The organism is Nitratidesulfovibrio sp. SRB-5, from assembly GCF_019931275.1.
In the GTDB taxonomy this organism is placed as follows: Bacteria; Desulfobacterota; Desulfovibrionia; order Desulfovibrionales; family Desulfovibrionaceae; genus Cupidesulfovibrio.
The window spans coordinates 1,528,194-1,553,426 of the sequence record NZ_JAIOTY010000002.1 but is presented as its reverse complement, the minus strand read 5'-3'; the positions used below and the strand labels follow the sequence as shown (position 1 = coordinate 1,553,426).

22 protein-coding genes are annotated in these 25,233 nt (G+C 66.2%); 10 read left to right on the top strand and 12 right to left on the bottom strand.

The window, feature by feature from the left end; all coding sequences use genetic code 11:
* The first annotated feature begins 160 nt into the window (after positions 1-160).
* Positions 161-2,596, top strand: a complete 2,436-nt coding sequence (locus tag K6142_RS13745; protein ID WP_190244175.1) for a Lon protease family protein — start codon at positions 161-163, stop codon at positions 2,594-2,596.
* A gap of 301 nt (positions 2,597-2,897) precedes the next feature.
* Here the strand turns inward: K6142_RS13745 and K6142_RS13740 are convergent, their stop codons facing one another.
* On the bottom strand, positions 2,898-3,086 hold the full coding sequence (locus K6142_RS13740) for a hypothetical protein (protein ID WP_012611740.1): 189 nt from the start codon (positions 3,084-3,086) through the stop codon (positions 2,898-2,900).
* A gap of 244 nt (positions 3,087-3,330) precedes the next feature.
* Here K6142_RS13740 and K6142_RS13735 point away from each other — a divergent pair, with 244 nt between their 5' ends.
* Both K6142_RS13735 and K6142_RS13730 read left to right on the top strand, forming a co-directional pair.
* Complete coding sequence (locus K6142_RS13735; protein ID WP_190244174.1) at positions 3,331-4,482, top strand: MFS transporter; 1,152 nt, start codon at positions 3,331-3,333, stop codon at positions 4,480-4,482.
* A gap of 530 nt (positions 4,483-5,012) precedes the next feature.
* Positions 5,013-6,173 carry a DUF362 domain-containing protein gene (locus tag K6142_RS13730; protein ID WP_317846385.1) on the top strand — a complete coding sequence of 387 codons (1,161 nt, stop codon included), beginning with the start codon at positions 5,013-5,015 and terminating at the stop codon, positions 6,171-6,173.
* Between the two features lie 144 nt (positions 6,174-6,317).
* Here K6142_RS13730 and K6142_RS13725 read toward each other — a convergent pair whose 3' ends face one another.
* The 6 genes from K6142_RS13725 to K6142_RS13700 all read right to left on the bottom strand — a co-directional run bounded on the left by K6142_RS13725 (position 6,318) and on the right by K6142_RS13700 (position 11,871).
* Complete coding sequence (locus K6142_RS13725; RefSeq protein ID WP_190244172.1) at positions 6,318-6,842, bottom strand: type 1 glutamine amidotransferase domain-containing protein; 525 nt, start codon at positions 6,840-6,842, stop codon at positions 6,318-6,320.
* A gap of 243 nt (positions 6,843-7,085) precedes the next feature.
* A complete protein-coding gene (gene phnE, locus K6142_RS13720; RefSeq protein ID WP_012611744.1) occupies positions 7,086-7,880 on the bottom strand; it encodes a phosphonate ABC transporter, permease protein PhnE in 795 nt (264 codons plus the stop codon).
* The gene (gene phnE, locus K6142_RS13715) at positions 7,877-8,665 is read right to left on the bottom strand and encodes a phosphonate ABC transporter, permease protein PhnE (RefSeq protein ID WP_190244171.1); all 789 of its coding nucleotides are present in this window, start codon (positions 8,663-8,665) and stop codon (positions 7,877-7,879) included. Before phnE (K6142_RS13715) ends, phnE (K6142_RS13720) begins: the two co-directional genes overlap by 4 nt.
* Positions 8,662-9,474 (bottom strand): phosphonate ABC transporter ATP-binding protein, encoded by an 813-nt coding sequence (phnC, locus tag K6142_RS13710; protein ID WP_190244170.1) that lies wholly within the window; start codon positions 9,472-9,474, stop codon positions 8,662-8,664. The genes phnE (K6142_RS13715) and phnC overlap by 4 nt, the downstream gene beginning before the upstream one ends.
* 260 nt (positions 9,475-9,734) lie before the next feature.
* The gene (gene phnD, locus K6142_RS13705) at positions 9,735-10,790 is read right to left on the bottom strand and encodes a phosphate/phosphite/phosphonate ABC transporter substrate-binding protein (protein WP_223290269.1); all 1,056 of its coding nucleotides are present in this window, start codon (positions 10,788-10,790) and stop codon (positions 9,735-9,737) included.
* A 313-nt stretch (positions 10,791-11,103) separates the two neighbouring features.
* A complete protein-coding gene (locus tag K6142_RS13700; RefSeq protein ID WP_190244169.1) occupies positions 11,104-11,871 on the bottom strand; it encodes an HAD-IIA family hydrolase in 768 nt (255 codons plus the stop codon).
* Positions 11,872-12,368: 497 nt separating this feature from the next.
* Here K6142_RS13700 and K6142_RS13695 point away from each other — a divergent pair, with 497 nt between their 5' ends.
* The 7 genes from K6142_RS13695 to K6142_RS13665 all read left to right on the top strand — a co-directional run bounded on the left by K6142_RS13695 (position 12,369) and on the right by K6142_RS13665 (position 19,126).
* Positions 12,369-14,417 carry a DegV family protein gene (locus K6142_RS13695; protein WP_223290268.1) on the top strand — a complete coding sequence of 683 codons (2,049 nt, stop codon included), beginning with the start codon at positions 12,369-12,371 and terminating at the stop codon, positions 14,415-14,417.
* A 384-nt stretch (positions 14,418-14,801) separates the two neighbouring features.
* Positions 14,802-15,035 (top strand): hypothetical protein, encoded by a 234-nt coding sequence (locus tag K6142_RS13690; RefSeq protein WP_012611750.1) that lies wholly within the window; start codon positions 14,802-14,804, stop codon positions 15,033-15,035.
* 529 nt (positions 15,036-15,564) lie between these two features.
* Positions 15,565-15,891 (top strand): ferredoxin family protein, encoded by a 327-nt coding sequence (locus K6142_RS13685; protein ID WP_012611751.1) that lies wholly within the window; start codon positions 15,565-15,567, stop codon positions 15,889-15,891.
* 4 nt (positions 15,892-15,895) lie between these two features.
* Positions 15,896-17,044 (top strand): 2-oxoacid:acceptor oxidoreductase subunit alpha, encoded by a 1,149-nt coding sequence (locus K6142_RS13680; RefSeq protein WP_012611752.1) that lies wholly within the window; start codon positions 15,896-15,898, stop codon positions 17,042-17,044.
* A gap of 7 nt (positions 17,045-17,051) precedes the next feature.
* A complete protein-coding gene (locus K6142_RS13675; RefSeq protein ID WP_190244168.1) occupies positions 17,052-17,885 on the top strand; it encodes a 2-oxoacid:ferredoxin oxidoreductase subunit beta in 834 nt (277 codons plus the stop codon).
* The gene (locus K6142_RS13670) at positions 17,882-18,505 is read left to right on the top strand and encodes a 2-oxoacid:acceptor oxidoreductase family protein (protein ID WP_012611754.1); all 624 of its coding nucleotides are present in this window, start codon (positions 17,882-17,884) and stop codon (positions 18,503-18,505) included. The genes K6142_RS13675 and K6142_RS13670 overlap by 4 nt, the downstream gene beginning before the upstream one ends.
* A 324-nt stretch (positions 18,506-18,829) precedes the next feature.
* Positions 18,830-19,126, top strand: a complete 297-nt coding sequence (locus tag K6142_RS13665) for a hypothetical protein (RefSeq protein ID WP_012611755.1) — start codon at positions 18,830-18,832, stop codon at positions 19,124-19,126.
* Positions 19,127-19,354: 228 nt separating this feature from the next.
* Here K6142_RS13665 and K6142_RS13660 read toward each other — a convergent pair whose 3' ends face one another.
* From K6142_RS13660 to K6142_RS13640, 5 genes are all read right to left on the bottom strand, one after another.
* On the bottom strand, positions 19,355-20,284 hold the full coding sequence (locus K6142_RS13660) for a GNAT family N-acetyltransferase (RefSeq protein WP_223290267.1): 930 nt from the start codon (positions 20,282-20,284) through the stop codon (positions 19,355-19,357).
* Positions 20,285-20,391: 107 nt separating this feature from the next.
* Positions 20,392-21,975 carry a sigma 54-interacting transcriptional regulator gene (locus tag K6142_RS13655; RefSeq protein ID WP_190244166.1) on the bottom strand — a complete coding sequence of 528 codons (1,584 nt, stop codon included), beginning with the start codon at positions 21,973-21,975 and terminating at the stop codon, positions 20,392-20,394.
* Positions 21,976-21,979: 4 nt separating this feature from the next.
* On the bottom strand, positions 21,980-22,585 hold the full coding sequence (locus K6142_RS13650; protein ID WP_012611758.1) for an indolepyruvate oxidoreductase subunit beta: 606 nt from the start codon (positions 22,583-22,585) through the stop codon (positions 21,980-21,982).
* Complete coding sequence (iorA, locus tag K6142_RS13645) at positions 22,582-24,471, bottom strand: indolepyruvate ferredoxin oxidoreductase subunit alpha (RefSeq protein ID WP_190244165.1); 1,890 nt, start codon at positions 24,469-24,471, stop codon at positions 22,582-22,584. The genes K6142_RS13650 and iorA overlap by 4 nt, the downstream gene beginning before the upstream one ends.
* A gap of 4 nt (positions 24,472-24,475) precedes the next feature.
* Complete coding sequence (locus tag K6142_RS13640) at positions 24,476-25,171, bottom strand: tetratricopeptide repeat protein (protein ID WP_190244164.1); 696 nt, start codon at positions 25,169-25,171, stop codon at positions 24,476-24,478.
* Positions 25,172-25,233 lie beyond the last annotated feature (62 nt).

The window sequence follows — 25,233 nt, the reverse complement described above, 5'->3', positions numbered from 1 at the left end:
GGTCGTACCGGCCTGCGGGACGTGACAAGCGCGGGGCAACACGCTAGGCTAAGAAACCCGGCCCCTCGCGCCGGTTCGGCACCGGTTTTTCCGCCGGGGCCGTGCAACCCGTCGGGCCGCTGGCCCGGCCCTTCCACTCCGTTCGCCGCGCAGGAGCATCATGACCAAGGTTTCCCCGCTGCCCGCCGCCCGTCTTCGCGCCACGCTCGACCCCACCCGCATCCGGTGGGAGACCAGCGACGCCATTCCGCGCCCGCCGCGCAACGGCATGCGCCGCACCCCCCAGCCCCGCGTGTTGCAGGCGCTTGAACTGGCCCTGCACATCCGTGACGGCGGCTACAATGTCTACCTTTCGGGCGAGGCCAATCTTGGCCGCACCTACATGCTGCGCGAATACCTTGCGCCGCGCGCCCGCAAGATGGACACCCCGCCGGACCTCATCCACGTCTACAATTTCGAGGACCCGGACAGGCCGCGCCTCATCGCGCTGCCCGCCGGACAGGGACGCAAGCTGCGCACCTCCCTCACCCAGGCCCTGTCCAAGGCCCGCAAGGAAGCGCCCAGCCGCTTCGAGCACGACGCCTTCGTGCGCAAGCGCACCCTTCTGCTGGACAAGTTCCAGACCCAGCGCAGCAAGCTGTTCAAGGAAATGGACACCGTGGCCGGGGGCGAAGGCTTCAACCTGGACATGGACGATTCCGGCAGCCTGACCCTGTACCCCATCGTGGAGGGCAAGCGCCTCAGCGAGGACGAGTACGAAAAGCTCGACGCCACGCTGCGCAAGAGCCTGAAGCTGAAGGGCGACCGCCTGCTGCAAGCCATGACCGGCCTGATGCGCAAGCTGACCCGCGCCGAACAGGACTTCGTGGAGGACGAGCGCACCCTGGAAAAGGAAGTGGTGCGCGAGGTGCTGGACCAGTTCCTGACGCCGCTGGCCGACAAGTTCGCCAAGACCTGTCCGTGCGACGAACTGAAGCGCTACTTCGCAGACATGCGCGAAGACATCCTGGACAACATCGAAGGCTTCGTGCAGCGCGACATGCCCACCCACATGCCGCAGCAGCAGCCCGACCTGGGGCCACCGCCCGAAGACACGTCCTTCCGCTACGACATCAACGTGTTCGTGGACAACAGCGAAACCCACGGCGCGCCCATCGTGGTGGACGACCACCCCACCCCGTCCAACCTGCTGGGGTGCATCGAGCGCGAATCGGAAATGGGCGCGCTGGTGACGGACTTCACCCTGGTCAAGGCGGGCTCGCTCCAAAAGGCCAACGGCGGCTTCCTGGTGCTGCACATGGAGGACATCCTGTCCTACCCCAGCGCCTGGGAAGGCTTGCTGCGCGCCCTGCGTTCGGGCCTGGCCCGCATAGAGGACGCGGGCGACGGACAGGAATCCACCAAGACCAAGGGCATAGAACCGGAACCGCTGCGCCTGAACCTGAAGGTGGTGCTGGTGGGCACCGAGGAAATGTACGAGACGCTGCTGGTCAACGACGACCGCTTCCCCAAGCTGTTCAAGATCAAGGCGCACCTGACCGAGGCCACCGAACGCAACGCCGACGGGGTGAAGGTGTATCTTGCTCGCATCGCGCGGATCATCGACGAGTCAAAGCTGCTGCCCTTCGACCGCGACGCCATGGCGGGGCTGGTGGACTACGGCTCGCGCATCATAGAGGACCAGCGCAAGCTTTCGCTGAAGTTCCCGGTGCTGCGCGAACTGATGATCGAGGCTTCGGCCCTGGCCTCCATGAAGGGCAGCGCGCTGGTGGACCGCACCACCCTGCACGACGCCATGGTGGCGCGCACCTACCGCGCCAACCTGGTCGAGCAGCACTACATGGACGAATACGACCGCGAACTGATCAAGGTGCGCACCAGCGGCAGCGAAGTGGGCCGGGTGAACGGCCTTTCGGTGACCTGGTACGGCGACTTCGAGTTCGGCCTGCCGCACCAGATTTCCTGCACCGTGGGCGTGGGGCACGGGGGCATCATCGACCTTGAGCGGGAAGCCGAGCTTGGCGGGCCCATCCACACCAAGGCCATGATGATCCTGAAAAGCTACCTTGTCAGCCAGTTTGCCCGCACCAAGCCGCTGGTGATGACCGGCAGCCTGTGCTTCGAGCAGAGCTATGCGGGCATCGAGGGCGATTCCGCCTCCGGCGCGGAACTGGCGGCCCTGCTTTCGGCCATCGCGGACGTGCCCATCCGGCTTTCGCTGGCCTTCACCGGCGCGGTCAGCCAGTCCGGCCAGATCATGGCCGTGGGCGGTGTGACCCGCAAGGTGGAAGGCTTCTTCGAGGTGTGCAGCCGCCACGGGCTGACCGGCGAACAGGGCGTTATCCTGCCCAAGGACAACATCGCCCACCTGATGCTGAAGCAGGAAGTGGTGGCCGCCGTGAACGAGGGGCGTTTTTCCATCTGGCCGGTGGCGCACATCACCGAGGCCATGGAACTGCTTACCGGCATGCCCGCCGGACGCATGCGCGCCGATTCCACCTTCAGCCCCGGCACCCTGTACGACAAGGTGGACCGCCGCCTGGCCGAACTGGGACGCCTTGCCAAGGATGCCTTCAAGCAGAAGCGCAAGCGCTAGGCCGCGCGCTGTAACCGACCATGAACGAAGCCCCGGCATCACCAGATGCCGGGGCTTCGTGCTGGGCTGCCGGGACAGCTAGAAAGGAAATGTCAGGCCACGTGCAGGCTGGCCGGGCGTGCCGGGGGACATGCATGGGGCGTGTGGTGGGACGTGTCGGGCGACACTTCGGGGACGCGCCAAGTGTGCGTCAGGTGCCGCTTCGGGGCGCGTCATGCAGCCTGAAGGGACCAAACCGCATGCGACGCTGGTACGCCCCGGCTGGTCACCGGATGGGACCGGTTCGGCCCCCACCCGCCGGTTACTTCTTCTCGCCGCCCTTGCAGGCCCGTACCAGCACCTCGCCGGGCAGCAGAATGTCCTCGCCGCAGTTCGGGCACTTCACCCGAATGCGGGCCGCTTCCGACGAGGGCAGCTTCTTGCGCATCATGAAAACCTTGTGACAGTACGGGCAGCGTACTCTCAAGCCTTCCTGGTCGTCCGGCGGCATCAACTTCTCCCTTGCGTATGCTGGACGCGGTTGGCCCCCCGCTGGCCAGCACACGCCCCACGCCAGAGCGTGGTGGGCAACATGCCGACTCCCCCTCACTTCCTACCCGGTAACCGCCACCGATGCAACAATGGCGGCAAGATGCACCCCAACCGCGCATCGTTTGCCGCGTTTCCTTACCTTGACCTTGCCATGCCGGGGGGCGTAGAACCCGCCGAACATTCGACCTTCCCACGGAAGCCCCATGCATCCGCTGCTGCGCGACAGAAACCTGCACACCATCTTCGGCATCACCCTTACGGTGATCATGGGCGTTTCCAGCATCATGCCCGCCCTGCCGCTGATGGCGCGCGAACTGGACATACCCCTGGCCTCTGTGGGGCTGGTGCTGACCGCCTTCACCCTGCCCGGCATCGTGCTGGCCCCCATCGCGGGGGTGCTGGCCGACCGGCTGGGCCGCAAGCGCGTGCTGCTGCCCGCCATGGCCCTGTTCGCCCTCGGGGGCTCGGCCTGCTTCTTCGCGCGTGACCTTTCCACCCTGCTGGCCTGCCGCTTCGTGCAGGGGTTTGGCGCGGCCCCGCTGGGCGTCCTGTACACCACCCTCATCGGCGACCTGTACGAAGACAGCGACCGGGTACGGGCCATGGGGTACAACGCTGGCGTGCTCAGCCTGGGCACGGCCATCTTTCCCGCCGTGGGCGGACTGCTGGCGGAGCTTGGCTGGAACGTCCCCTTCCTGCTGCCCCTGGCCGTGCTGCCGCTGATGCTGGCCGCGGCGCGCCTGCGCCTGCCCGCCTCGCGCGCCACGCAGACCCTGGGTGAATATTTCCGCTCCACCCTGCGCATTGCGCTGTCGCCGCGCGCACTGGTGCTGTTCGGGCTTTCCCTGCTTACCTTCGTGCAATTGTACGGCCCCATGGTCACCTTCTTTCCGGTGCTGGCGGACACCCGCTTCCACGCCGCGCCTTCGCGCATCGGCGCCATCTTTGCCGTGTCCTCGCTGGGCACGGCCATGATCGCCTCGCAACTGGGGCGCCTGTCGGAACGCTTTCCCGCCCGGCGGCTGATCATGCTCAGCCATGTCTTCTACGCCGCCGCCATGCTGCTTCTGCCGCTGATGCCCGGTCTGTGGTGGCTGCTGGGGCCGGTGCTGTGCTTCGGCATGGCCCAGGGGCTGAACCTGCCCAACCTGTCCACCATGATGACCTCGCTGGCCCCCACCCAGCAGCGCGCCGCCATCATGGCCGTCAACGGCACCCTGCTGCGCCTGGGCCAGACCCTGGCCCCGCTGCTGTTCGGCCTGCTCTACGCCGGTGGTGACCTGCCCGCCGTGTTCGCGGGCGGGGCCGCCGTCAGTTGCCTGATGCTCGCGCTGGCGGCGTGGCGGCTGCACTAGCCCGCAACCGGCCAGCCAGAGTCGCGACATGCACAAGGGCCTTGCGGACAGTATCCGCAAGGCCCTTGTGCATGCCGCAGACAGCTGCTTTCCGCAGGTGTGCCGTGCCGCGCAGCAGGCCGGTCCATCCCGCGCATGCAGGCGCGCATGAGAGGAATGTGCAAAAGAAAGGTGGAATCATGCCTTCCGCAGCCTGCCAGCCTGCGGTAAGAAACATGGGTGTAAGACCATTGCCCCGGCAGGTCCGGGGCCTGCCGGACAGGAAACACTCGCGCGGCAAGCATGACCCGTCGGCAGCGGATGACCGTTGCGGCATACCTTGCCAATCACGGAGGCACATGACGATGAGCGAAACGACAAAATCCGGGAAAGTGCACGCATCCCCGGCTTCCGCAAAGAATGAGCGTCCCGCGCGCGGGAGCAAAGCCGCCAAGGCAGGCACGAAGGAAACCCCGCAAAAGGGTACCGGGCCAAAGGGCACGAAGCAGGCGGGCGCAGGCGCGGAGCCGTCCAGGGTCTATTTCACCGACATGCGGTGCAGGATCGGCACCAGCCTGCTCGACAAACTGGACAAGCTCATGCTGGCGGCGGGCATGGAGCGCATCAACTTCCAGAACGCCTTCGTGGCCATCAAGATCCATTTCGGCGAGCCGGGCAACCTCGCCTTCCTGCGCCCCAATTTCGCCAAGACCGTCGCGGACCGGGTGAAGAAGCTGGGCGGCATGCCCTTTCTGACCGATGCCAACACGCTCTACGTGGGCCGCCGCAACAACGCCCTGCTGCACATGGACGCCGCCTACGAAAACGGGTTCACCCCGTTCTCCACCGGCTGCCACGTGGTCATCGCGGATGGCCTGAAAGGCGCGGACGAGGTGGAGGTGCCCATCGAAGGCGGCGTGCACCTGAAAACCGCCAAGATCGGCCGGGCCATCATGGACGCCGACGTCTTCATCTCGCTGAACCACTTCAAGGGGCACGAGCTGACAGGCTTCGGCGGGGCCATCAAGAACATCGGCATGGGCAGCGGCAGCCGGGCTGGCAAGATGATCATGCACAACAACGGCAAGCCGCGCGTTGCCCACGACAAGTGTGTGGGCTGCCGCACCTGCGCCAGGTACTGCAATCAGGACGCCATCACCTTCAACGAAGAAAAGAAGGCGTCCATCAACCACGAGCTGTGCGTGGGCTGCGGGCGGTGCATCGCCACCTGCAACTTCGACGCAATCGACACGCCGTGGTCAGGCAGCAGCGACGACGTGAACATCCGGATGGTGGAATACGCCAAGGCCGTGTTGGACGGGCGCCCCAACTTCCACATCAGCGTGGTCAACCACGTCTCGCCCAACTGTGACTGCCACGGCGAAAACGACGCCGCCATCATTCCGGACATCGGCATCTTCGCCAGCTTCGACCCCGTGGCGCTGGACAAGGCCTGCATCGACGCCGTCAATGCCGCCCCGGTCATTCCCGGTACCGTGCTGGGCGACAGGATTGGCAACCAGCCGGAAGGCAAGGGCGAATCCGCCTGCGGCTGTGCCGGGCATGCCGGACATGCCGGACATGCAGGACACACCGGACGGCACGACCATTTCCATGTTGTCCACCCCGGCACCAACTGGCGGAGCCAGATCGAACATGCCGAGGCGCTGGGGCTTGGCAGCGGAACCTACGAACTGGTGACCGTCAAGTAACCCGGCGCACGGGCAGCATGCTGCCTGCACGAAAGACAGAGGGGAGGGACCAGCAGGTCCCTCCCCCTTTTGCATCACATCGACACCGGCATGGCCGGAGCCGTTTTTCCTACCGGACGGTCCGGGTCGGGCCATCCGGCAGGACTACCCTGCCGCCAACGCGATGATGGCCTTGCAGAACGCGGGCAGGTCGTCGGGCTTGCGGCTGCTGACCTGATTGCGGTCCACCACCACCTCGGCGTCTTCCCAGATGGCCCCGGCGTTGATGAGGTCGTCCTTGATGCCGGGGGTGGAGGTGCAGCGGAAGCCGCGCATGATGCCCGCCGAAATGGGAATCCACCCGGCATGGCAGATGTGGGCCACCACCTTGCCCGCCTCGTGCATGCGGCGGGTCAGTTCCAGCACCTTGGGGTCGCGGCGCAGCTTGTCCGGGGCAAAGCCGCCGCTGATGACCAGCAGGTCGAAGCTGATGTCCTCCATGTCGGCGATGGCCGCGTCGGCCTTGCAGGGGTACCCGTTCTTGCCCGTGTAGGTGCGGCCCTTCTCCGGCCCGGCCACCACCACCTCGGCGCCCTCTTCGATCAGGCGCAGCTTGGGGTACCACAGCTCCAGGTCTTCATACACGTCGTCCACGAACATGAGGACGCGCTTTCCCTTCAGACGTTGCATGGGTTCCTCCCGCCCCGCTCCGGCGGGGCCGTCGATACGACCGTCAAGCGAAAAGGGGCGGCTTTCGCCGCCCCGTGAACATCTCGCTACGCCTCTTAAGGTGCTGTCTCCAAATTAGGTTTTTTGTTCGTTGGCAAGGAAAACGAGCTTGGCATGAGGGAGTATACTCTTATCGTATTCGACCGACATGCCAAGCGAAGTTTGACGAAGCCAACGGGCAAAAGGACAATTTGGTGACAGTCCCTAGATGATGCGCTTGCGAATATGGGTGACGAACACCTCCGCGATGACCACCACCGCGAAGATGCATACCAGTATAAGCGCCACGCGGTCCCAATGGAACAGGTTGAGCGCCTCGTCGAGAGCCATGCCGATGCCGCCCGCGCCCACCAGCCCGATGACCGAGGATTCGCGCACGTTGATGTCCCAGCGGAACAGGGCGATGCCCCAGAACGCCGGGGAAACCTGCGGCCAGTAGCCCTTCAGGAACACGCTGATCCACGGCGCACCGGCGGCGCGCAGCGCCTCGATGGGGCCGGGGGCGGATTCTTCCAGCGCCTCGCCGAACAGCTTGCCCACGAAGCCGATGGAGCGCACGGCGATGGTCACCGTGCCCGCCAGCGTGCCGGGACCGAACACCGCCACGAACAGCAGCGCCCAGACCAGCGTGTTGACCGAACGCGACGAGACCAGGATGAACGTGGCCAGCCAGTTCAGCGCGGGCACGCGGCACACGTTGCTGGCCGCCATGATGCCCACGGGTATGGCGATGCCCAGGGTCATGATGGTGCCCAGCGTGGCGATGTGCAGCGTTTCGATGAGCACGGCGTGCACGCCGCGCTCGTAGTAGGCATAGTCCACCGGCCACATGCGGGCGAACAGGTCGGCCACCTGTTCCGGGGCGTCCATGAGGAATTCGGGAATGATCTCCACCGTGCGGAACGACCATGCCAGCAGGATGGCCGCCACCAGAAACACCACGAAGCGCGCCATGCGCTCCGCCGGGGTGAAGCGTTGCCAGATGCGGTCGGCGCTCATTGGAACACCCCCTTCACCCGCACCGCCACGTACTCGGAAACCATGATCAGGGCGATGATGGCCAGCAGGATGGCGCACACGAAGCTGTAGTCGAAGCGCTGGAAGGCCGCGGCCAGGGTGCCGCCGATGCCGCCCGCGCCCACGATGCCGATCATGGTGGAGTTACGCAGGTTGGAGTCCACCTGGTAGGTGGAAAAGCCGATGAACCGGTTCAGCACCTGCGGCAGCACGGCGAAGGTCAGCACCGAAAGGAAGGGAGCGCCCGCGGCCCGCGCGGCCTCCACCGGCTTCAGCGAGATTTCCTCGATGGCCTCGGCGAACAGCTTGGCCACGAAGCCGATGGACGCGAAGATCAGCGTCAGGATGCCCGCCAGCGGGCCGAAGCCCACGGCCTTCACGAACAGGATGGCGAAGATCACCGGGTGGAACGAGCGGCACACGGCGATGAAGGCGCGCGCGGGCCAGGTCAGCCAGTCGGGCATCAGGTTGCGCGAGGCGCACAGGCCCACCGGCAGCGAAATGAGCACCCCGAACAGGGACGAAATGAGCGCGATCTGCAACGACTCCAGCAGGTTGTCGATCAGCAGCTTCCAGCGTTTGAATTCCGGCGGAAACATGGCCCCCAGAAAGCGGGAGCCGTTGTCCAGCCCCGCCAGCAGGCGTTCCCACGAAATGTCCAGGATGGACAGGGCATACAGGCAGTAGAGCACGGCCAGCAGGTAGCCCAGGCGGGCCCACCAGCTGACCGCAAAGGGTGCGGGACGGGCGACGGTTGCAGCGCTCATGCCAGCCAGTCCTCGCCGCCGTAGATGAGCTTGAGGTGCTCGTCGGTCAGGTCGCCGGGCACGCCGTCAAACACCACGTCGCCCTTGGACATGCCCACCACCCTGTCGGCAAAGCGGCGGCCCAGCGTCACGTCGTGGATGTTCACCAGCACGGGGATGTCGTTGACGGATGCCACTTCGCGCAAGAGTTCCATGATCTCGACGGAGGTCTTGGGGTCCAGCGAAGAGGTGGGCTCGTCAGCCAGCAGGATGTGCGGCTGCTGCATCACCGCGCGGGCAATGCCCACGCGCTGGCGCTGGCCGCCGGAAAGCTCGTCGGCGCGGGCGCGGGCGAACTCGGTCAGCCCCACCATGTCCAGCAGGTCGTAGGCGCGCTCGATGTCCTCCTGCGGAAACTTGCGCAGCCAGGCACGCCAGGGCGCAATGTACCCCAGGCGCCCGCAGAGCACGTTTTCCATCACCGACAGGCGCTCCACCAGGTTGTATTCCTGAAACACCATGCCGATGCGGCGGCGTGCCGCGCGCAGGTCGGCCCCGCGCAGGGTGCAGATGTCCTGGCCGCTGACCAGGATACGCCCGGAGGTGGGCTCGATGAGCCGGTTGATGCAACGCAGCAGCGTACTCTTGCCGGTGCCGGACGGGCCGATGATGGCGGTGGTGCACTGCCCGGCCACGGTCAGGTTGATGTTCTTGAGCACGGGTTTGCCGCGCGTGTATTCCTTGCGCAGATTCTCGACGACGAGCGACTTGTCGCCCGCGCTGCACGCGGGACGACGGGAGGTGGAAGCGGACTCTGTTGCCTTGTGCACTTGCTGATTCCCGGAGCTGCTGGTGAAGAACGCACCACGACGCCCGATGGCATCCGGCCTGCGGGCGTGGCGCGTCCTGCGGACGGCGTGCCGGGTCCGTGTCCCGCACCGGGGCCCGATGAGCCTGCCTGTGCGGTGGGCCGGTACGTTGGCCCAGGGAAACGGAGATGACACGCGGTTTCAAATGCCAGGCACGGGGCGCCCCGCGCCGCGTGCAAAAACGGCGGGCACCGGACATGCCGGTGCCCGCCGCATGTGTGCTACTGCTTCTTGGCTTCGGCTTCCTGCTTCTTCTTGGCGGCCTCGGCGGCTTCCTTCTCGGCGATCTTCTGCAGACCGGTCTGGTTGAAGGTTTCGCCGTTGGCTTCCGCGATTTCGCGGATGACCGCCCAGTCCTTCTGGTAGGTCACGGGGAAGAACCGGTCGGCACCGCCGAAGGTCTTCTGCATTTCGGGGGTGAAGCGGTATTCGTGGAACGCGTCGACGATCTTCTTCACCAGGTCGGGGTTCAGGTCATGGGCATACCCGAACGAAGAGGTGGGGAACACGTCGCTCTGCCAGATGATGCGGTAGTCCGCTTCATTGATGCGCCCGGCCTGGGCCATGCGCTTGAACACGTCGCCGGCAACGGGGGCGGCGTCGTAGTCGCCGTAGCCCACGCCGAGGATGGACTGGTCGTGCTTGCCCGAATAGACCACGGTGTAGTCCTTTTCGGGGGTCAGGCCCAGCTTGGGGAAGATGGCGCGCGGGGCCAGGTTGCCCGAGTTGGACGAAGCGGAGGTGTGCGCGATCTTCTTGCCCTTCAGGTCGGCAATGGTCTGGGCGGGGCTGTCCTTGCGCACGATCATCAGCAGGCGGTAGCCCTGGAAGCCTTCGGCGTCGCCCTTGACGGCGATGGGCACATAGCCCGCCAGGTTGACCGCGTAGCAGGTGGGACCGGTGGAGAACCCGGCGATGTGCAGGCGACCGGAACGCATGGCTTCCACTTCGGCGGCGTTGGACTGCACGGTGTAGTAGACCACCTTCTTGCCGGTGCGCTTTTCCAGGAAGGCCTGGAAGTCGGCAAAGGCGTCCTTGTAGACGGCGGGGTCTTCAACGGGGGTGTAGGTGAACACCAGCGTGCTCGGGTCCTTCCACTTCCCCTTGTCCTTGGGGGTGTCGGCCACCAGGTCCTTGTTGTCGTCGCAGAACATGCCGTCCAGCGAGCCACGGTTCGCGCAGTCGTCGGCGGCCTTGGCGATGTTGGCGGACATGACGCACAGGCCCGCGGCCAGAACAACCGGAGCGAGCAGCAGCTGCATCCACTTCTTGGTCATTGCCTTCTCCTCGATATTGGCGTTGACGTTGGAATGATCGGCCCTTGCGGCGTCTCATTCTCGTCACCGAAACGCCGCAAAATCGTCACATTATAATCTGCCAGAGCTAATTCTCAAAGCATTTTCTGCCCATCGGACATCCGCCGAAGATGGCCGGACATGGCCAGACATGGCCAGACATGCCAGGACATGGGGGCGGGAGGGAGACCAGGCCGCATGGGGGCATCCTGACGGATGCCTGCCCCCCGGCGCAAGCGACGTTACCGTTACGCCACGCATCGGGGCGGGCTTGCCTGCCCTTTCCCTGCCAAGGTCAGTACCCCCCCAGGTCGTCAACTACAAGTGCCGGCTGGCGCGAAAGCGACGCCAGATCCTCGCGCCGCGTCTCACCGCTGAGCACGAGGATGAAGTCCATTCCGGCGTTTTCCGCCAGCAGCTTGTCGGTGTAGATGCGGTCGCCCACCATGACCATTTCGTGCGGCTGGTAGCGCTGGAGAAGCGAGCGCAGCAGGATGGTGTTGGGCTTGCCGAACACGATATCCGGCGCGCGCCCGGTGGCCGCCTCGTACAGGGCCATGAAGCTGCCCGCGTCGGGCAGCGGCCCCTGCGGCGAAGGGCAGACCTTGTCGGCATGGGTCGCCAGAAAGGCCACGTCCGGCCGTTGCAGCAACAGGCACGACTCCGTGAGCTTGCGGTAGGTGAGTTCCGTATCGTAGCCCAGCAGCACGGCCTGGCAGTCGTCCCCGGCGGTAAACACGATGTCGGGCATGCGTTCGCGCAGGAACGCGGTGAAATTGGCGTTGCCCACCGGGTAGACACGGGTGATGGACTGCTCGCGCAGGTGGTCCACCAGCGGCAGCAGCGGCGAAAGCATGCGGTCGAGGCCGATGTCGATGCCCATTCCCGCCAGTTTGGCGGTGTAGTCGGCAAGATTCTTGGAGGTGTTGTTGGTCAGGAACTGGATGTCGCGCACCCCGAGGTTGCGGCGGATGAAGTCCACCGTGCCGGGAATGGGCCGGTCACCCAGGTACACCGTGCCGTCCAGGTCGAAGATGATGCAGCGCTTCTGGTCGAGATTCATGAAACTTCCCATTTGGTACGTAGACGCGATGCGTTGATGGAAAATGTTGGCCGCAACGGGCTGCCGGGCTTCCCCACTATCAGTGGCAAACCCGTGCCGGACAAACCCGTGCGAGGCCATGGCTATCATGCGCAATGGACCGGAACTCCGGGCGGAAACGAGACTGCCTGACGGCAGCGCCGGGAGCGCTGCGCGTTCCCGGCAGCATGTCGCATGACAGGCCTGCCTCGTCAACGCCGAGGGGCGGGTTCCGTGCCTCCCCGGCCCGGCCAGCCCCGCCCAGGTCACGGCAAAAGACCGCGTTTCCGTTTCATTGTGGACTGTTACAACAATGTTGCAGTGACACGGCAACTCCATTATAGCTAACGCGCCGCTGGGGGCCGGGCATGCCGCAAGGCCGCTGCCCGACCGCATTCACCGTGTCCTTGCGGCACGGTTTCGCCACCCCCGGCCTTGCGCATCCATACATGTATTTGCCCCGTCAGGAGCGACCCCACTTGCAGCAAAGGCAGACCCCGCCCACGGACCAGACCCTGAGCCAGGTCCCGGACCAAAACCCGGACCAGACCATGGCCCAGCCCACGGACCAGACTTCGGACCAGACCACGGGCCATCCCCAGGCCGAATCCGCCCCCGAAGGCCAGGCCCAGCCATCGCGCATCAGCTACCTCGACGGCATCCGCTTCCGCCGGGTGGTGCGCGCCGCCGCGCGCCGCCTCATCGAAAAGCACGGCCATCTCAACGCCATCAACGTGTTTCCCGTGCCGGACGGCGACACGGGCAGCAACATGGCGGGCACCATGAAATCCATCGTGGCCTCCACCTCGGCCACGCCGGAAAGTTCCATCGGTCGCATGAGTTCCATCGTGGCCGAATCGGCGCTGATGGGTGCGCGGGGCAATTCCGGGGTCATCCTGGCCCAGTTTCTGGCCGGGTTTTCCGAAGGGGTGAAGGATCTTTCGCGCGTCAGCCCCCGCGACTTCGCGGAAGCCGCGTCGCTGGCCGCGCGACGCGCCGTGGAGGCCATTGCCCACCCCAAGGAGGGCACCATCCTCACGGTCATTCGCGACTGGGCCGAACACCTGCGCGAAAACTGCCATTCCTACAAGGATTTCCACCACCTGCTGCACGATTCGCTGGACCGTGCCCGCCAGTCGGTGCAGGAAACGCGCGAAAAGCTGGCCGCGCTCAAGGCCGCCGACGTCGTCGATGCCGGGGGCCTTGGCTTCGTGTACCTGCTTGAAGGCATTGCCGAATTCACCGAGCGCGGCACCATCAACCGGCGCGGCAAGACAGACGGACAGTCGGGAACCACCGGCACGGCGGGCACGCCCGGCGAGGCCGACAGCGCCGACAACGCCACTCTGGGCGAGGCCCAGGAGCGGGTGGCCGTGGAAGATCTGACCTACGGCTACTGCACCGAGTGCCTGATCCGCAGCGAGGCGACCAGCCCCGTCGACCGCGAGGAACTGCGCGTCCGGCTGGAGGAACTGGGCGATTCCATCGTGGTGGCGGGCGCCGGGGCCGTCACCCGCGTTCACGTGCATACCGACACGCCGGACACCGTCTTCGCCATCGCCGCCGAATACGGCGAGGTATCGCATCACAAGGCAGAGGACATGCTGCGCCAGCACCGCGACCTGCTGGCCGCCATGGCGGGGGGGCACCCCCAGGCCGCGCCCGCGCCCACCGGCACCGCCGTGGTCACCGATTCCACCTGCGACCTGCCGCGCGAGCTGCTGGACCAGTACGCCATCCGCACCGTGCCCCTGCGCTTGTTCCTGGACGACGAGGAGTTCGTGGACAAGGTGAGCATCTCGGCGGACGAGTTCAACCGCCGCCTGCCCTCGTCACGTTCCGCGCGCACCTCGCAGCCTGCGCCTGCCGATTTCCGCACCGTGTACGAAGAGGTGCTGGCCACCCATGCCCAGGTGGCCTCGCTGCACGTGACGGCCATGTACAGCGGCACCCACCAGTCCGCCGCCACCGTGGCGCGCATGGTTTCGCCGCACATCGCCGCCGTGGACTGCCGCACCCTGACCGTGGGCCTTGGCCTTGTGGTGCTGGAAGCGGCCCGCCGCGCGCAAACCGGCATGGACGCAGCCGAGGTGGCCCGCCTTGCCGCGCGGGACGCGGACAACCTGCACGTGTACGTTTCCATGGACACCCTAGACTTTGCCGTGCGCGGTGGCCGCATGAGCCGGGGCACCGGCATGGTGGCCAAACTGCTGCACATCAAGCCAGTGGTGTGCTTCGACCCGCGCAAGGGAGGCAAGGTGGACGTGGCGGCCAAGGGCATCGGCCCGCGCCGCGCCGGGGAAAAGCTGTTCGCTCTGCTGGAGCGGGCGGCGGCCAACCTGGACAATCCGCGCTTTGCCGTGGCCCACGTGGGCGCGCCGGACACCGCCGCGCGCTACGCGAAGGAGCTGGAAGCCCGCTTCGGCGTGGCCCCGCTGTACGTGATGCCCGCATCGCCGGTGCTGGGCTGCCACAGCGGCCCCGGAGCCTGCGCGGTGGCCCTGCTGGGTGACCCCAAGGAAGGGTAACGGAGCCGGGCACGTCTGATGTAGCGGGCACGCCTGATTCATACGGACCGCCTGACGCACCGGGCGGCACCTCGGCACTCCGGCATTCCGACATTCCGGGGGGCATCAATCAGCCCCCCTGCCGCCCCCGCCCACCCCGGATAATCATTCCCCGGGGCGGCATTTCGCGGTGGCGCCCTTGCCAGACGCCCGCCTTGCGGCTATCTGTCAGAATATGGAAGGCAGCGGAACGGCACGCTCCACCCGCCCGCCATCCGGCATCACAGGCAGCCACGGACCGGCAGCCCCGAACAGGCGACATGACGCCGTCCCCACCCGCATTCCGGACGATTGCGGGGGACGCAGCCATGCCGCGATGGCCTTCGTGCCAAAAGGGGGTGCGCCATGGCGTACATCTATTCCGACATCTCCACCTTTTCCGGGCGCAAGATACTGGAAATGGTGCTGGGCCAACAGGTACGTTCCGGCATGCGCCTTCAGGTGACGGACGAAATCATCGCCCTGTACATGCGTTCGTTGCAGGTGGCGGAACAGTACCCCACCAAGGTCATGACCGCATCGCAACGCGGCGTTGCCCCGGAAGTGATCCGGGGGCTGATCGCAAGCTGGTCCATCTGACGGCAATCTGGCGCCAGGCTGATGCCAAGCTGATGCCAAGCTGATGCAGACGGGCAAATGCGCATCATGGAGCTTTCATCGGCTGACATGACGAACACATCGGCGGCTCCCGCAGGGGCCGCCGTTTCTCATGCCACCGCCCGATCCGTCGTACCGCCGGGAACCACGCCCGCCCCGGCCCGGCAGCCTCGCGTTGGGCTTCGTGCCCATTGCGCCGCCCCTGCCAAGCTTCATTCACGTCCGTTCACTGCTGGCCATATCGGGCCCCGTCGGGCCGCACACCGCGCCCCTGCTGCATCAAGCAAGAAGCTCGCTTCACCACCCCATGCTCCCGGCATGTTTCCACTGTTTGCACAACCGTGCAGCTTGTCGAATTTTTCTTGCCGTGACCTGTGGTTGCGTTTATTGATGGCCCAAACGCGCGCAGGGGCGGCACTCTCACCGCTCGCATCATCCCGGCCCACGCGGCCCGGCCACCACGGAACGGACGCCCTGCTCCGTTGCACCCAAAGCCACCACTGGTGTGCCCATGTCAAAGAAGCAAAAAGGTCAGACCCGCGTCTGCGTATACCCCGACTGGTGCAAGGGCTGCGGCCTGTGCGTGGCGTTTTGCCCCGCCAAGGTGCTTGTGCTGAACGCCTTCGGCAAGGCCGAGGTGGCCCACGAGGACGAATGCATCAATTGCGGGTTCTGCGAGCTGCACTGTCCGGACTTCGCCATTGCCATCAAGCCGCGCACCCGCAACGGTGCGGGCCAGCCGGACCCCCGCAGCGGATGGAGCGACCCCGAATCCGAACATGGCCGAGCCTCTCCGCCCGAGCCCACGCCCGAACCGAACCCCAACCCCGAAGAGTGACGCCATGGCGGTGCAACGCAAGAAACGCAAGAGACGCGAACTGTTCGCGCTCGGCAACGAGGCGGTGGCCGAAGGCGCACTGCTGGCCGGGTGCTCGTTCTACGCCGGTTATCCCATCACTCCGTCCACCGAGATCATGGAGGTCATGGCCAACCGCCTGCCCCTGATCGAAGACGGCGTGTTCATCCAGATGGAAGACGAAATCGCCAGCATGGGCGCCACCATCGGCGCGTCGCTGGCGGGCCGCAAGGCCATGACGGCCACCTCCGGCCCGGGCTTTGCCCTGATGCAGGAGCACATCGGCTACGCCTGCATGGTCGAGGCGCCGCTGGTGGTGGTCAACGTCATGCGCGGCGGCCCCAGCACCGGCCTGCCCACAAGCCCGGCCCAGGCCGACGTGCAGATGGCCCGCTGGGGCACCCACGGCGACCACCCCATCATCGTGCTGTCCGCCTCCAACGTGCAGGAATGCCTGGAGATGACCGTGACGGCCTTCAACTTTGCCGAAAAGTACCGCACCCCGGTCATCCTGCTGCTGGACGAGGTGACGGCCCATACCCGCGAAAAGATCACCGTGCCCGACCCGGACGAGGTGGAAATCCTTTCCCGCGTGGAACCCACGGTGCCGCCGGAATGGTTCAAGCCCTATGCCGACACGGCGCGTGGCGTGCCCGCCATGGCGCCCATCGGCTCCGGCTACCGCACCCACGTCACCGGGCTGACCCACGACGTCATGGGCTACCCCACCCAGCGCCCCGATGAAGTGAAGGACGCCATGCTGCGCCTGTTCCGCAAGATCGACCAGTACTACGGCGACATCCAGATGTCCGACGAATACATGCTGGACGACGCGGAAGTGGCCGTGGTGGCCTACGGCAGCGTGGCGCGTTCCGCCCATCTGGCCGTGGAACAGGCCCGCGAACGCGGGGCCAAGGCCGGGCTGCTCACCCTGAAGACGCTGTTCCCCTTCCCGCGCCCTGCGGTGGAAAAGCTGACCCACCGCTGCCACACCGTGGTGGTGCCCGAAATGAACATGGGGCAGATGTCGCGCGAGGTGAAGCGCGTCAACAACGGCCGCACCAAGGTGCGCACCATCAACCGGGTGGACGGGCAGATCATCACGCCCTCCGAAATCCTGAAAGCCATACTGTAGGTGGGCCATGGCGGACGTTACCCAACTCATCCACGACTACCTGCGCCATAACAAGAAGTTCCCCCACGTGTTCTGCGCGGGCTGCGGCCACGGCATCGTGCTGGGATCGCTGATCCGCAGCGTGCACGCACTGGGCCTGCCCAAGGACGACGTGGTGCTGGTGGCGGGCATCGGCTGTTCCGGCCGCATGGCCGTGTACGTGGACTTCAACACCGTGCACACCACCCATGGCCGGGCGCTTACCTTCGCCACCGGCATCAAGATGGCCAACCCCAAGCTGAAGGTCATCTGCGTCATGGGCGACGGCGACGCCCTGTCCATCGGCGGCAACCACCTCATCCATGCCGCGCGGCGCAACATCGGCGTTACCGCGCTGATCCTGAACAACCACATCTACGGCATGACCGGCGGGCAGTGTTCGTCCGCCACGCCGCAGGGCGACATTTCCATGACCACGCCCTTCGGGTCGCTGGAAAAGTCCTTCGACATCATGGACATGTGCAAGGCTGCGGGCGCAAGCTACGTGGCGCGGGGCACCTCGTTCCACGCCATCCAGATGGACAGGCTGATCAGCTCGGCCATCATGCACCCCGGCTTTTCGGTGGTGGAAGTGTTCAGCCCCTGCCCCACCCAGTACGGGCGCAAGAACAAGTTCCGCAACGCCGTGGACATGTACAAGTGGCTGAAGTCCAACACCGTGAAGGTGGAAACCCTGAAGGACCCGGACCAGAAACCCGCCGACGGGCGCATCCCCATCGGGGTGTTCCGCGACGTGGAAGAGCCGGGCCTTGAGGAACGCTACTTCGAGCTGCAACGCAAACTCATGGGGCAGAACCGATGAAGGCGCCGCAACCCATAGACCGTTTCGAAATCCGCCTTTCGGGCCTGGGCGGGCAGGGGCTGATCACCCTGGGCCGCCTGCTGGGCTCGGCGCTGGCGCTGGGCCACGGCTACTACGTCACCCAGACCCAGAGCTACGGCCCTGAGGCGCGCGGCGGCTCCAGCCGCGCCGACGTGGTTGTCAGCTCGCGCCCCATCAGCTACCCCAAGACCGAAAACCTGGACCTGCTGGTGGCCCTGAGCCCAGAGGCGTGCAATAGTTACTACCGGCTGCTGAAGAAGACCGGCATCCTGCTGGTGGACACCACCCTGGTCAAGCATGCGCCCACCAACGTGTACCTGGGGCTGCCGTTCACGCAGATGGCCAAGGAGCAGATCGGCAACCCCATGACCATCAACACCATGGTCATGGGCGCGGTGACGCACCTTCTGCCCTTTGCCGACCCCAAGGTGATGCGCAAGAGCCTGGAGGCCAACCTGCCCGCCAAGATCCGCGAGGTGAACGCCAAGGCCTTTGCCCTGGGGCTGAAGCAGGCCCAGCGCAACTTCGGCGATGCGGGCGGCATCTGGGCGGCGGCGGAGGAGAATGGGGCGCATTCTGAAGACGACATCATCGTCTAGGGGGCGCGCCCGTCCTTTTGCCCCCTGTCGGTGTTAGGCTTCGTTCGCCGCTCCGGTCACGTACCAAAGAGCGCTCTGCGGTCGCTATCCGTAATACTCGTGCTTCGCACTCGCATAACGGCTGGCGCACGCTCCCATCGCGGCGAACTCGCCTTCCTTGACAGGGGACAAAAATCCTGGGCGCGCTAAGAATGCGAGCGTCTTGCCTTCCTTGCTGGAGAATGGAATTCGCGCCGCGCGAATGAACGCAAAGGGCGTTAATACAGAGCGCCCTGATATGAACAACGCATTTCCGCCCCTTGCGGGGCGCAGACGGACCAGACCATGAGCACGACCATTGAAGAATTGACGGTGAATTACGAAGAAGACGGCCAGCTTGTGGTCAAGGAACTGGACAAGTCCGTGCTCTCCAAGGGCGCATGGACCACCATCCTGTTCCGCTACCAGCAGTGGGATCCCAAGACCGAAGACTACGGCGCGGACAAGTACGTGGTAAAGCGCTACAAGAAGATGAACGGCGAATACCGCGCCCAGTCCAAGTTCAACATCTCCAGCGCCGACCAGGCCCGCAAGATCATTGAGACCTTGCAGGGCTGGCTGGACGAGGATCCCACGGCGTAGGCCGCTCGGGTCGGCCAGCCGGGACGGACCGACACCCCCGGCAAGCCGGTCAGCCCGGACAAGATAGACAAGACAGACTGGACAGCCCGGGCAATACCGGTCTGCACCTGACATGCATCATCGGAATGCAACGGGCGGGATTGCGCAGCATGCGCGGTCCCGCCCGTTTTTGTCGTTCATTTGTCTGGCGCGAAGGCATCGCGCCGCCGCACACAGGATGCGTACCGCTCAATCCACGGGCACGCACTCCACGAAGCGCCCCACGTCGCGAAAGCCCAGCCGGGCATAGACGCGGTACCCCTCGCCCGAGGCCTGCAACACAGCGTGGCGGCAGCCCGCCTGCCGGGCGTGCAGCAAGGCGGCGCGAGTGACGGCGGAGCCCAGTCCACGCCGCCGGAAGGCCTCCAGCGTGCACACGTTGTACACGCCCGCCACGTCGAGGTGCGCGGCGTCCCCTGCCGCAAGGCATCCCGACGCGGTGCGGTACACTTCCGCAGCCGCCGCCAGTTGGCCGTCCAGATACGCCGCCAGCAGTGTTGCGGGGCAACCGGGACTGCACAGGGCCGGGGCGGCGCAACGGTAGAAGCGCAACACCTCGCCGTCGGGCGGATTCCAATTGGCGGCCAGCACCGAGGCAAAATCCGTCACTCCCTCCGCATCATGGACAACACGGATATCCAGCCCCGGCGTTGGTGCTGGCTCTTCCAGTTCCGCATCCGCCAGCGGCAGGTACATGCCGGTTTCCACTTCGCCCGCGGCAAAGCCGTGCGCCGCCAGCGCGGCGGGAATGTCCTCCCCTTCCCCTGCCCCGTCCCCAGCGCCGGAAAGCGGCCCCAGCCACCACGTGTACGGTGCGCCATGCCCACCGAAAAACGACCGCACCGCCGCCACCGTATCCGCCAGCGGCAGGCCGCCCCCATACGCGAAGGCCTTGTTGAAAGTGTCCGAGGCCACCCCGGCGTACACGGCGCGCACGTCCGACCGGTCCAGCAGGTCAGGCCTGCACTCCGGCTGCATCTGCGTGCCCTGCCCGTTCTCCCGGCCCGCCGCCCCGTCTGTGTGGTCGGTTGCGTCCCCGCCACCCAGCAGGGGCACTTGCGCGGCCAGCCGTGTAGCCAGATTGTCCTCGATGCAGCGTTGCATGTCGTGGATATTCATTGCTGTTTCCATGGTTCACCCTGCTTCGCCGCGACCGCCAAAAGCAAACGACCGGCCCCCGTTGCCGGAAGCCGGTCGCATCAATGCGTGCGTCAGCCGGGCAGCGCCTATTTCATGCCGCGCGCCTTGGCCACGGCGAACTTCTTGGCGTCGATGCCGTACTTCTTCACCTTGTAGTTGACGATGCGGTAGCTCACGCGCAGGTCGCGGGCGGCCTGCAACATGTTGCCGCGCGCCTTTTTCAGCGCGTCCACCAGCAGTTCCTGCTCGAACTTGGCCACCGCCTCGCAGAACGAGAGGTTGGTGTCCGTGGCGGTGGATTCCGCAGTCTGCAACGAAGGCGGCAGGTGGTAGGTGCGGATGACCTGTTCGTCGCACACCAGCACCGCGCGTTCGATGCAGTTCTTCAGTTCGCGGATGTTGCCGGGCCAGTGGTACTGCGTCAGCAGGTCGATGGCCGGGGTGGAGATGCGCTTGATGCTGCGCGCGTATTCGTCGGAATAGATGCGCAGGAAGTGTTCCGCCAGCGGCAGGATGTCTTCGCGCCGCTCGCGCAGCGGCGGAATGAAGATGGGGAACACGTTGATGCGGTAGTACAGGTCCTCGCGGAACAACCCCCGCTCGACAAGCTCCTCCAGCGGCTGGTGGGTGGCGCAGATCAGGCGCACGTCCACGGTGATGGTCTGTTCGCTGCCCAGGCGCTGGATTTCCTGCTCCTGGATGGCGCGCAACACCTTGGCCTGGGCGTTGGGCGACAGTTCGCCCACTTCGTCCAGGAACAGGGTGCCCTTGTTGGCCAGTTCGAACAGGCCCTTCTTGGTGTGCACCGCCCCGGTGAAGGCGCCCTTCTGGTAGCCGAACAACTCGCTTTCCACCAGTTCGGAGGGCAGCGCCGCGCAGTTCAGCTTGATCAGGGGCATCTCGCGCCGGGGGCTGGTCTGGTGGATGGCTTCCGCCAGCAGTTCCTTGCCGGTGCCCGATTCGCCCCGCAGCAACGCCGTGGCGCGGCTGGGGCCAACCTGGGCCGCCTGGTTCAGCACCAGTCTCATGGCCTTGGACGCGGCAACCACGTTGGACGGGGTGAACCCGATGTCGTTGCTGTCGCCCACGATGAGGCCCTGGGTCATCAGGTGCTTCTGGCGGGCCATTTCCTCCTGCAGGTACGAGGCGTGGTTGGCGATCATGCCCGCCACCACCTCCAGGAACCGGCAGTGCGATTCCAGCTGCGGCATGGACACCGAGGGGGTGTCCACGCTCAGCGTGCCGATGACTTCGCGGCCCTGCCGGGGTTCGTCGGCGGGCCCCAGAACCGGCACGCAGATGAAGGCCAGGTTTTCCTGCTCTTCGTCGGTACGGCCAAAGGCCTTGTTCAGGAAGGCCGGGTGGTCCTTGATGCGCGGCACGATGACCGGCTGGCCCGTGGAGAACACCTGCCCCGTCACGCCCACGCCCGGCTCGTATTCCACGTGGTCCGCCTTGGTGGGCGTCTGCGACAGGCTGAGCTTGAGGGTGCGGGTCTCCGGGTCGAAGATGACGATGTGCGGCCGCTGGAAGTCATGGTTTTCAGCCAGCGTGCGGAGCAGCGACTTCAGGGTGGACTGAAACGGTCGCTGCGGCCCCATGTCGGACACGATCTTCTGGAGCGTGCCGAGATAGGGCTGGAGGCGCTTGTCGTCGGTAATGGTGGTCATGCGGTCAGCTCGCGGAGGCTACGGCCCGAACACCCAGTTCGACCGCCCTCAGGTTCATGTCCATGAGTTTGGGGGCAAGATGGGTGCGGATGGCGGCTTCCAGCGCGTCCGGACCAAAGGGCAGAAGCCCAGAGGCGCAGGCCGCGCCCAGCAGCACGCTGTTGCCCGCCTGCACCGACCCGGCCTGAAGGCCCAGGGTGCGGCAGGGCAGGAACCACGACTTGGCGGCGCAGCCTTCCACCTTGGCGCGGATGCGCTCCATCTCGGGGTAGGCTTCGCGCCCGGTGGAAACGCCCACCGGCGGCAGCGGCTCGGTATTGGACAGCACGCTGCCCCCGGCGGCCAGGTGGGTCATGCCGCGCAGGGTTTCCAGCGGTTCGAAGCCAAGGATCAGGTCCGCCTCGCCATGGCCGATCTTGGGGCTCATCCAGCCGCCGAGCAGGATGGTGGATTCCACCACCCCGCCGCGCTGGGCCATGCCGTGGATTTCGCCGGAGGTCACTTCCAGCCCCTGGTCCAGGGCGGTGCGGGCCAGCAGGGTGGTGGCGGTCAGGGTGCCCTGTCCGCCCACGCCGGTAAGGTAGATGCGGATGCGTGCGGGGGTGCTCATGCGTCGCTCCTCTTGCGGGCCTTGATGGTGTCCGCAACCTGCAGACAGACCATGCAGCCGCCGCAGAGGTTCTCGTCCACGTGGATGCCGGTGTCGTCGCGGAAGAAGGCGGGGCAGGCCAGGTGTTCCAGGCAGTCGGCCACGGACGGCCCCTGCTCGGCAACGTAGGCCACCTGGTTGCGCGGCTTCTTCAGGGTGCGCCGGGCGTAGAGCACGCACGGCTCTTCGGCGATGATCACGCGCACGCCGGAGCGTTCCTTCATTTCCGCCAGGGCCTTCATGGTGGACTTGACGTTGAAGGGCCGCACCTTGACCACGTCGGCCACGCCGCAGCCGCGCACCACGGCCTCTATGTCCAGGTGCACGCAGGCGTTGCCCAGCACTTCCTGGACCACGCCGGGGTTGGGCTGATGTCCGGTCATGGCCGTGGTGCCGTTGTCCAGCACCACCACGATCAGGTCGTGCTTGTTGAACACCGCGTTGACCAGCCCGGTGATGCCGGAATGGAAGAAGGTGGAATCGCCGATGAAGGCCAGCGTGGGCTTGCCCGAGGCCGTGGCGAACCCGGAACCGGAAGACACCGACGAGCCCATGCAGAACAGGAAGTCGGCCATGCGCAGCGGCGGCAGCAGCCCCAGCGTGTAGCAGCCGATGTCGCTGGAGTACACGGCGTCGTCGCCGAACACCTTGCGCACGGCATAGTACAGCGCGCGGTGCGAGCAGCCGGGGCACAGGTTGGGCGGGCGCACGGGCAGGGCCGTTTCCGGGTCGCAGGCGATCGGCAGCCGGGCGGTTTCGCCCAGCAGGTCGGCCAGGGCCTGGGTGACGGTCTGGGTGGAGTATTCGCCGTAGATGGTCAGCGCGCCGCCCTTGCCGCTGACGGCCACGGGCAGGTTGTTGCGCTGCACCAGGGCGCGCACGTCGTTTTCCAGCAGGGGTTCCAGTTCTTCCAGCACCAGCACGGCGTCGCACTGGGACAGGAAGTCGGTCAGCAGGGCTTCCGGCAGGGGCCAGGTCATGCCCAGGTCCAGCACCTTCACCCGGTCGTCCCAGCCCGTCTCGTGCAGGGCGTCGGACAGGTAGGCGCGGCTGATGCCGCTGGCGATGACGCCGAAGCGCCCTTCGCCGCGCACGGTGTTCCACGGAGAATGCTCGGCCTTCTCCCGCGCCATGCCCAGGTGCCTGACCAGTTCGGCGTGGCGCACGCGGGCCACGGCGGGCACGGGCACGAAACGGCGGGGGTTGCGCTCGAAGGGCACGATGGGCGCGGGCTGGCCCAGGGGGCCGAATTCCACGGCGCCGCGCAGGTGGTTGACGCGGGTGGTGGTGCGCAGCAGCACGGGCTGTTCAAGCTCGCGCGCCAGCAGCAGCGCATCGCGCGTCATGTCCTTGGCTTCCTGCGCGGTGGCGGGCTCGAAGCACGGCATGCCCGCGAAACGGGCATAGGTGCGGTTGTCCTGTTCGTTCTGGCTGGCGTGGCAGCCGGGGTCATCGGCGGAAAGCAGCAGCAGGCCGCCGGGCAGTCCGGTGTAGGTCATGGTCAGCAGCGGGTCGGCGGCCACGTTGACGCCCACGTGCTTCATGGTCACCAGCGTCAGGGCCCCGGCCAGGGCGGCACCCGCCCCCACTTCCATGGCCACCTTCTCGTTCACCGAATATTCCAGGCGATAGCGGCCACCGCCGCCGATGCGGCGGAAGGTGTCGGGCACTTCGGACGACGGGGTGCCGGGGTAGCAGGCCACCAGGTTGACGCCCGCCTCCAGCGCCCCGCGCACGATGGCCTCGTTGCCCAGCAGCAGGCGGCGCGCGCCGGGTTCATCGGCCAGCAGGGGATTCACCGGGCGGGCACCCGGAGTCGCGCCCGATGTTGCAGTGGACTCGCTCATGGGCTTACGCGCCCCCCTTCTGCATGCGGGCCTTCAGCGCTTCGGCGCGGCTCTTGAAATAGTCCTTGTTGCCGGCGGATTCGGAGGCCATCAGCTGCTCGTAGGCAGCCACGGCGCGGTCCAGCTTGCCCGCACGCTCCGCCACCACTGCCAGCTGGCCGCGAACGGCATTGCGCGAAATCTCGCTCACCGAGCTTTCCAGGCCTTCCAGCACGGTCAGGGCCTCGGCATCCTTGCCAGCCTGCGACAGGGCCTGCGCGCGACCGATGCGGGCCACCACGCCGATGGCGCCATCGGCGGCGGCCAGGCGTTCCCAGGCCGAGGCGGCCTTGTCGTAGTCCTTCTGCTCCATGGCGGCGGCGGCAAGGTCCAGCAGCACGGCGTTGCGCACGCCCGACGGAGCCTTGGCCAGAAACGCCTCCAGGGCCTGCACGCGATCCGCGCCGGTCTTGGCCACGATAATCGTGCCCAGATCGGCCTGCGCCTGGCGCGCCTTGTCGGCAGCCCACCAGCGGTAACCCGCGCCGGCACCGGCGGCCAGCACCAGCACGCCGAGACCGGCGGCGATATAGCGGGCGTTGTCGAGCACGAAGCGCAGCAGCGGCGCGGCCTCTCCGGACACCTCGCCCTGCAGCTGCTGGGGAATTACAGGCTGCTGCTGGGCGCGCGGCAGGCCTTTGCGGACAGTGTTCTCCGACATGCGAATTGCTCCTTGGAATGCGGCGCAGGGCCGCTTTATGGCTGGAAATCGCAAAGCCCGAT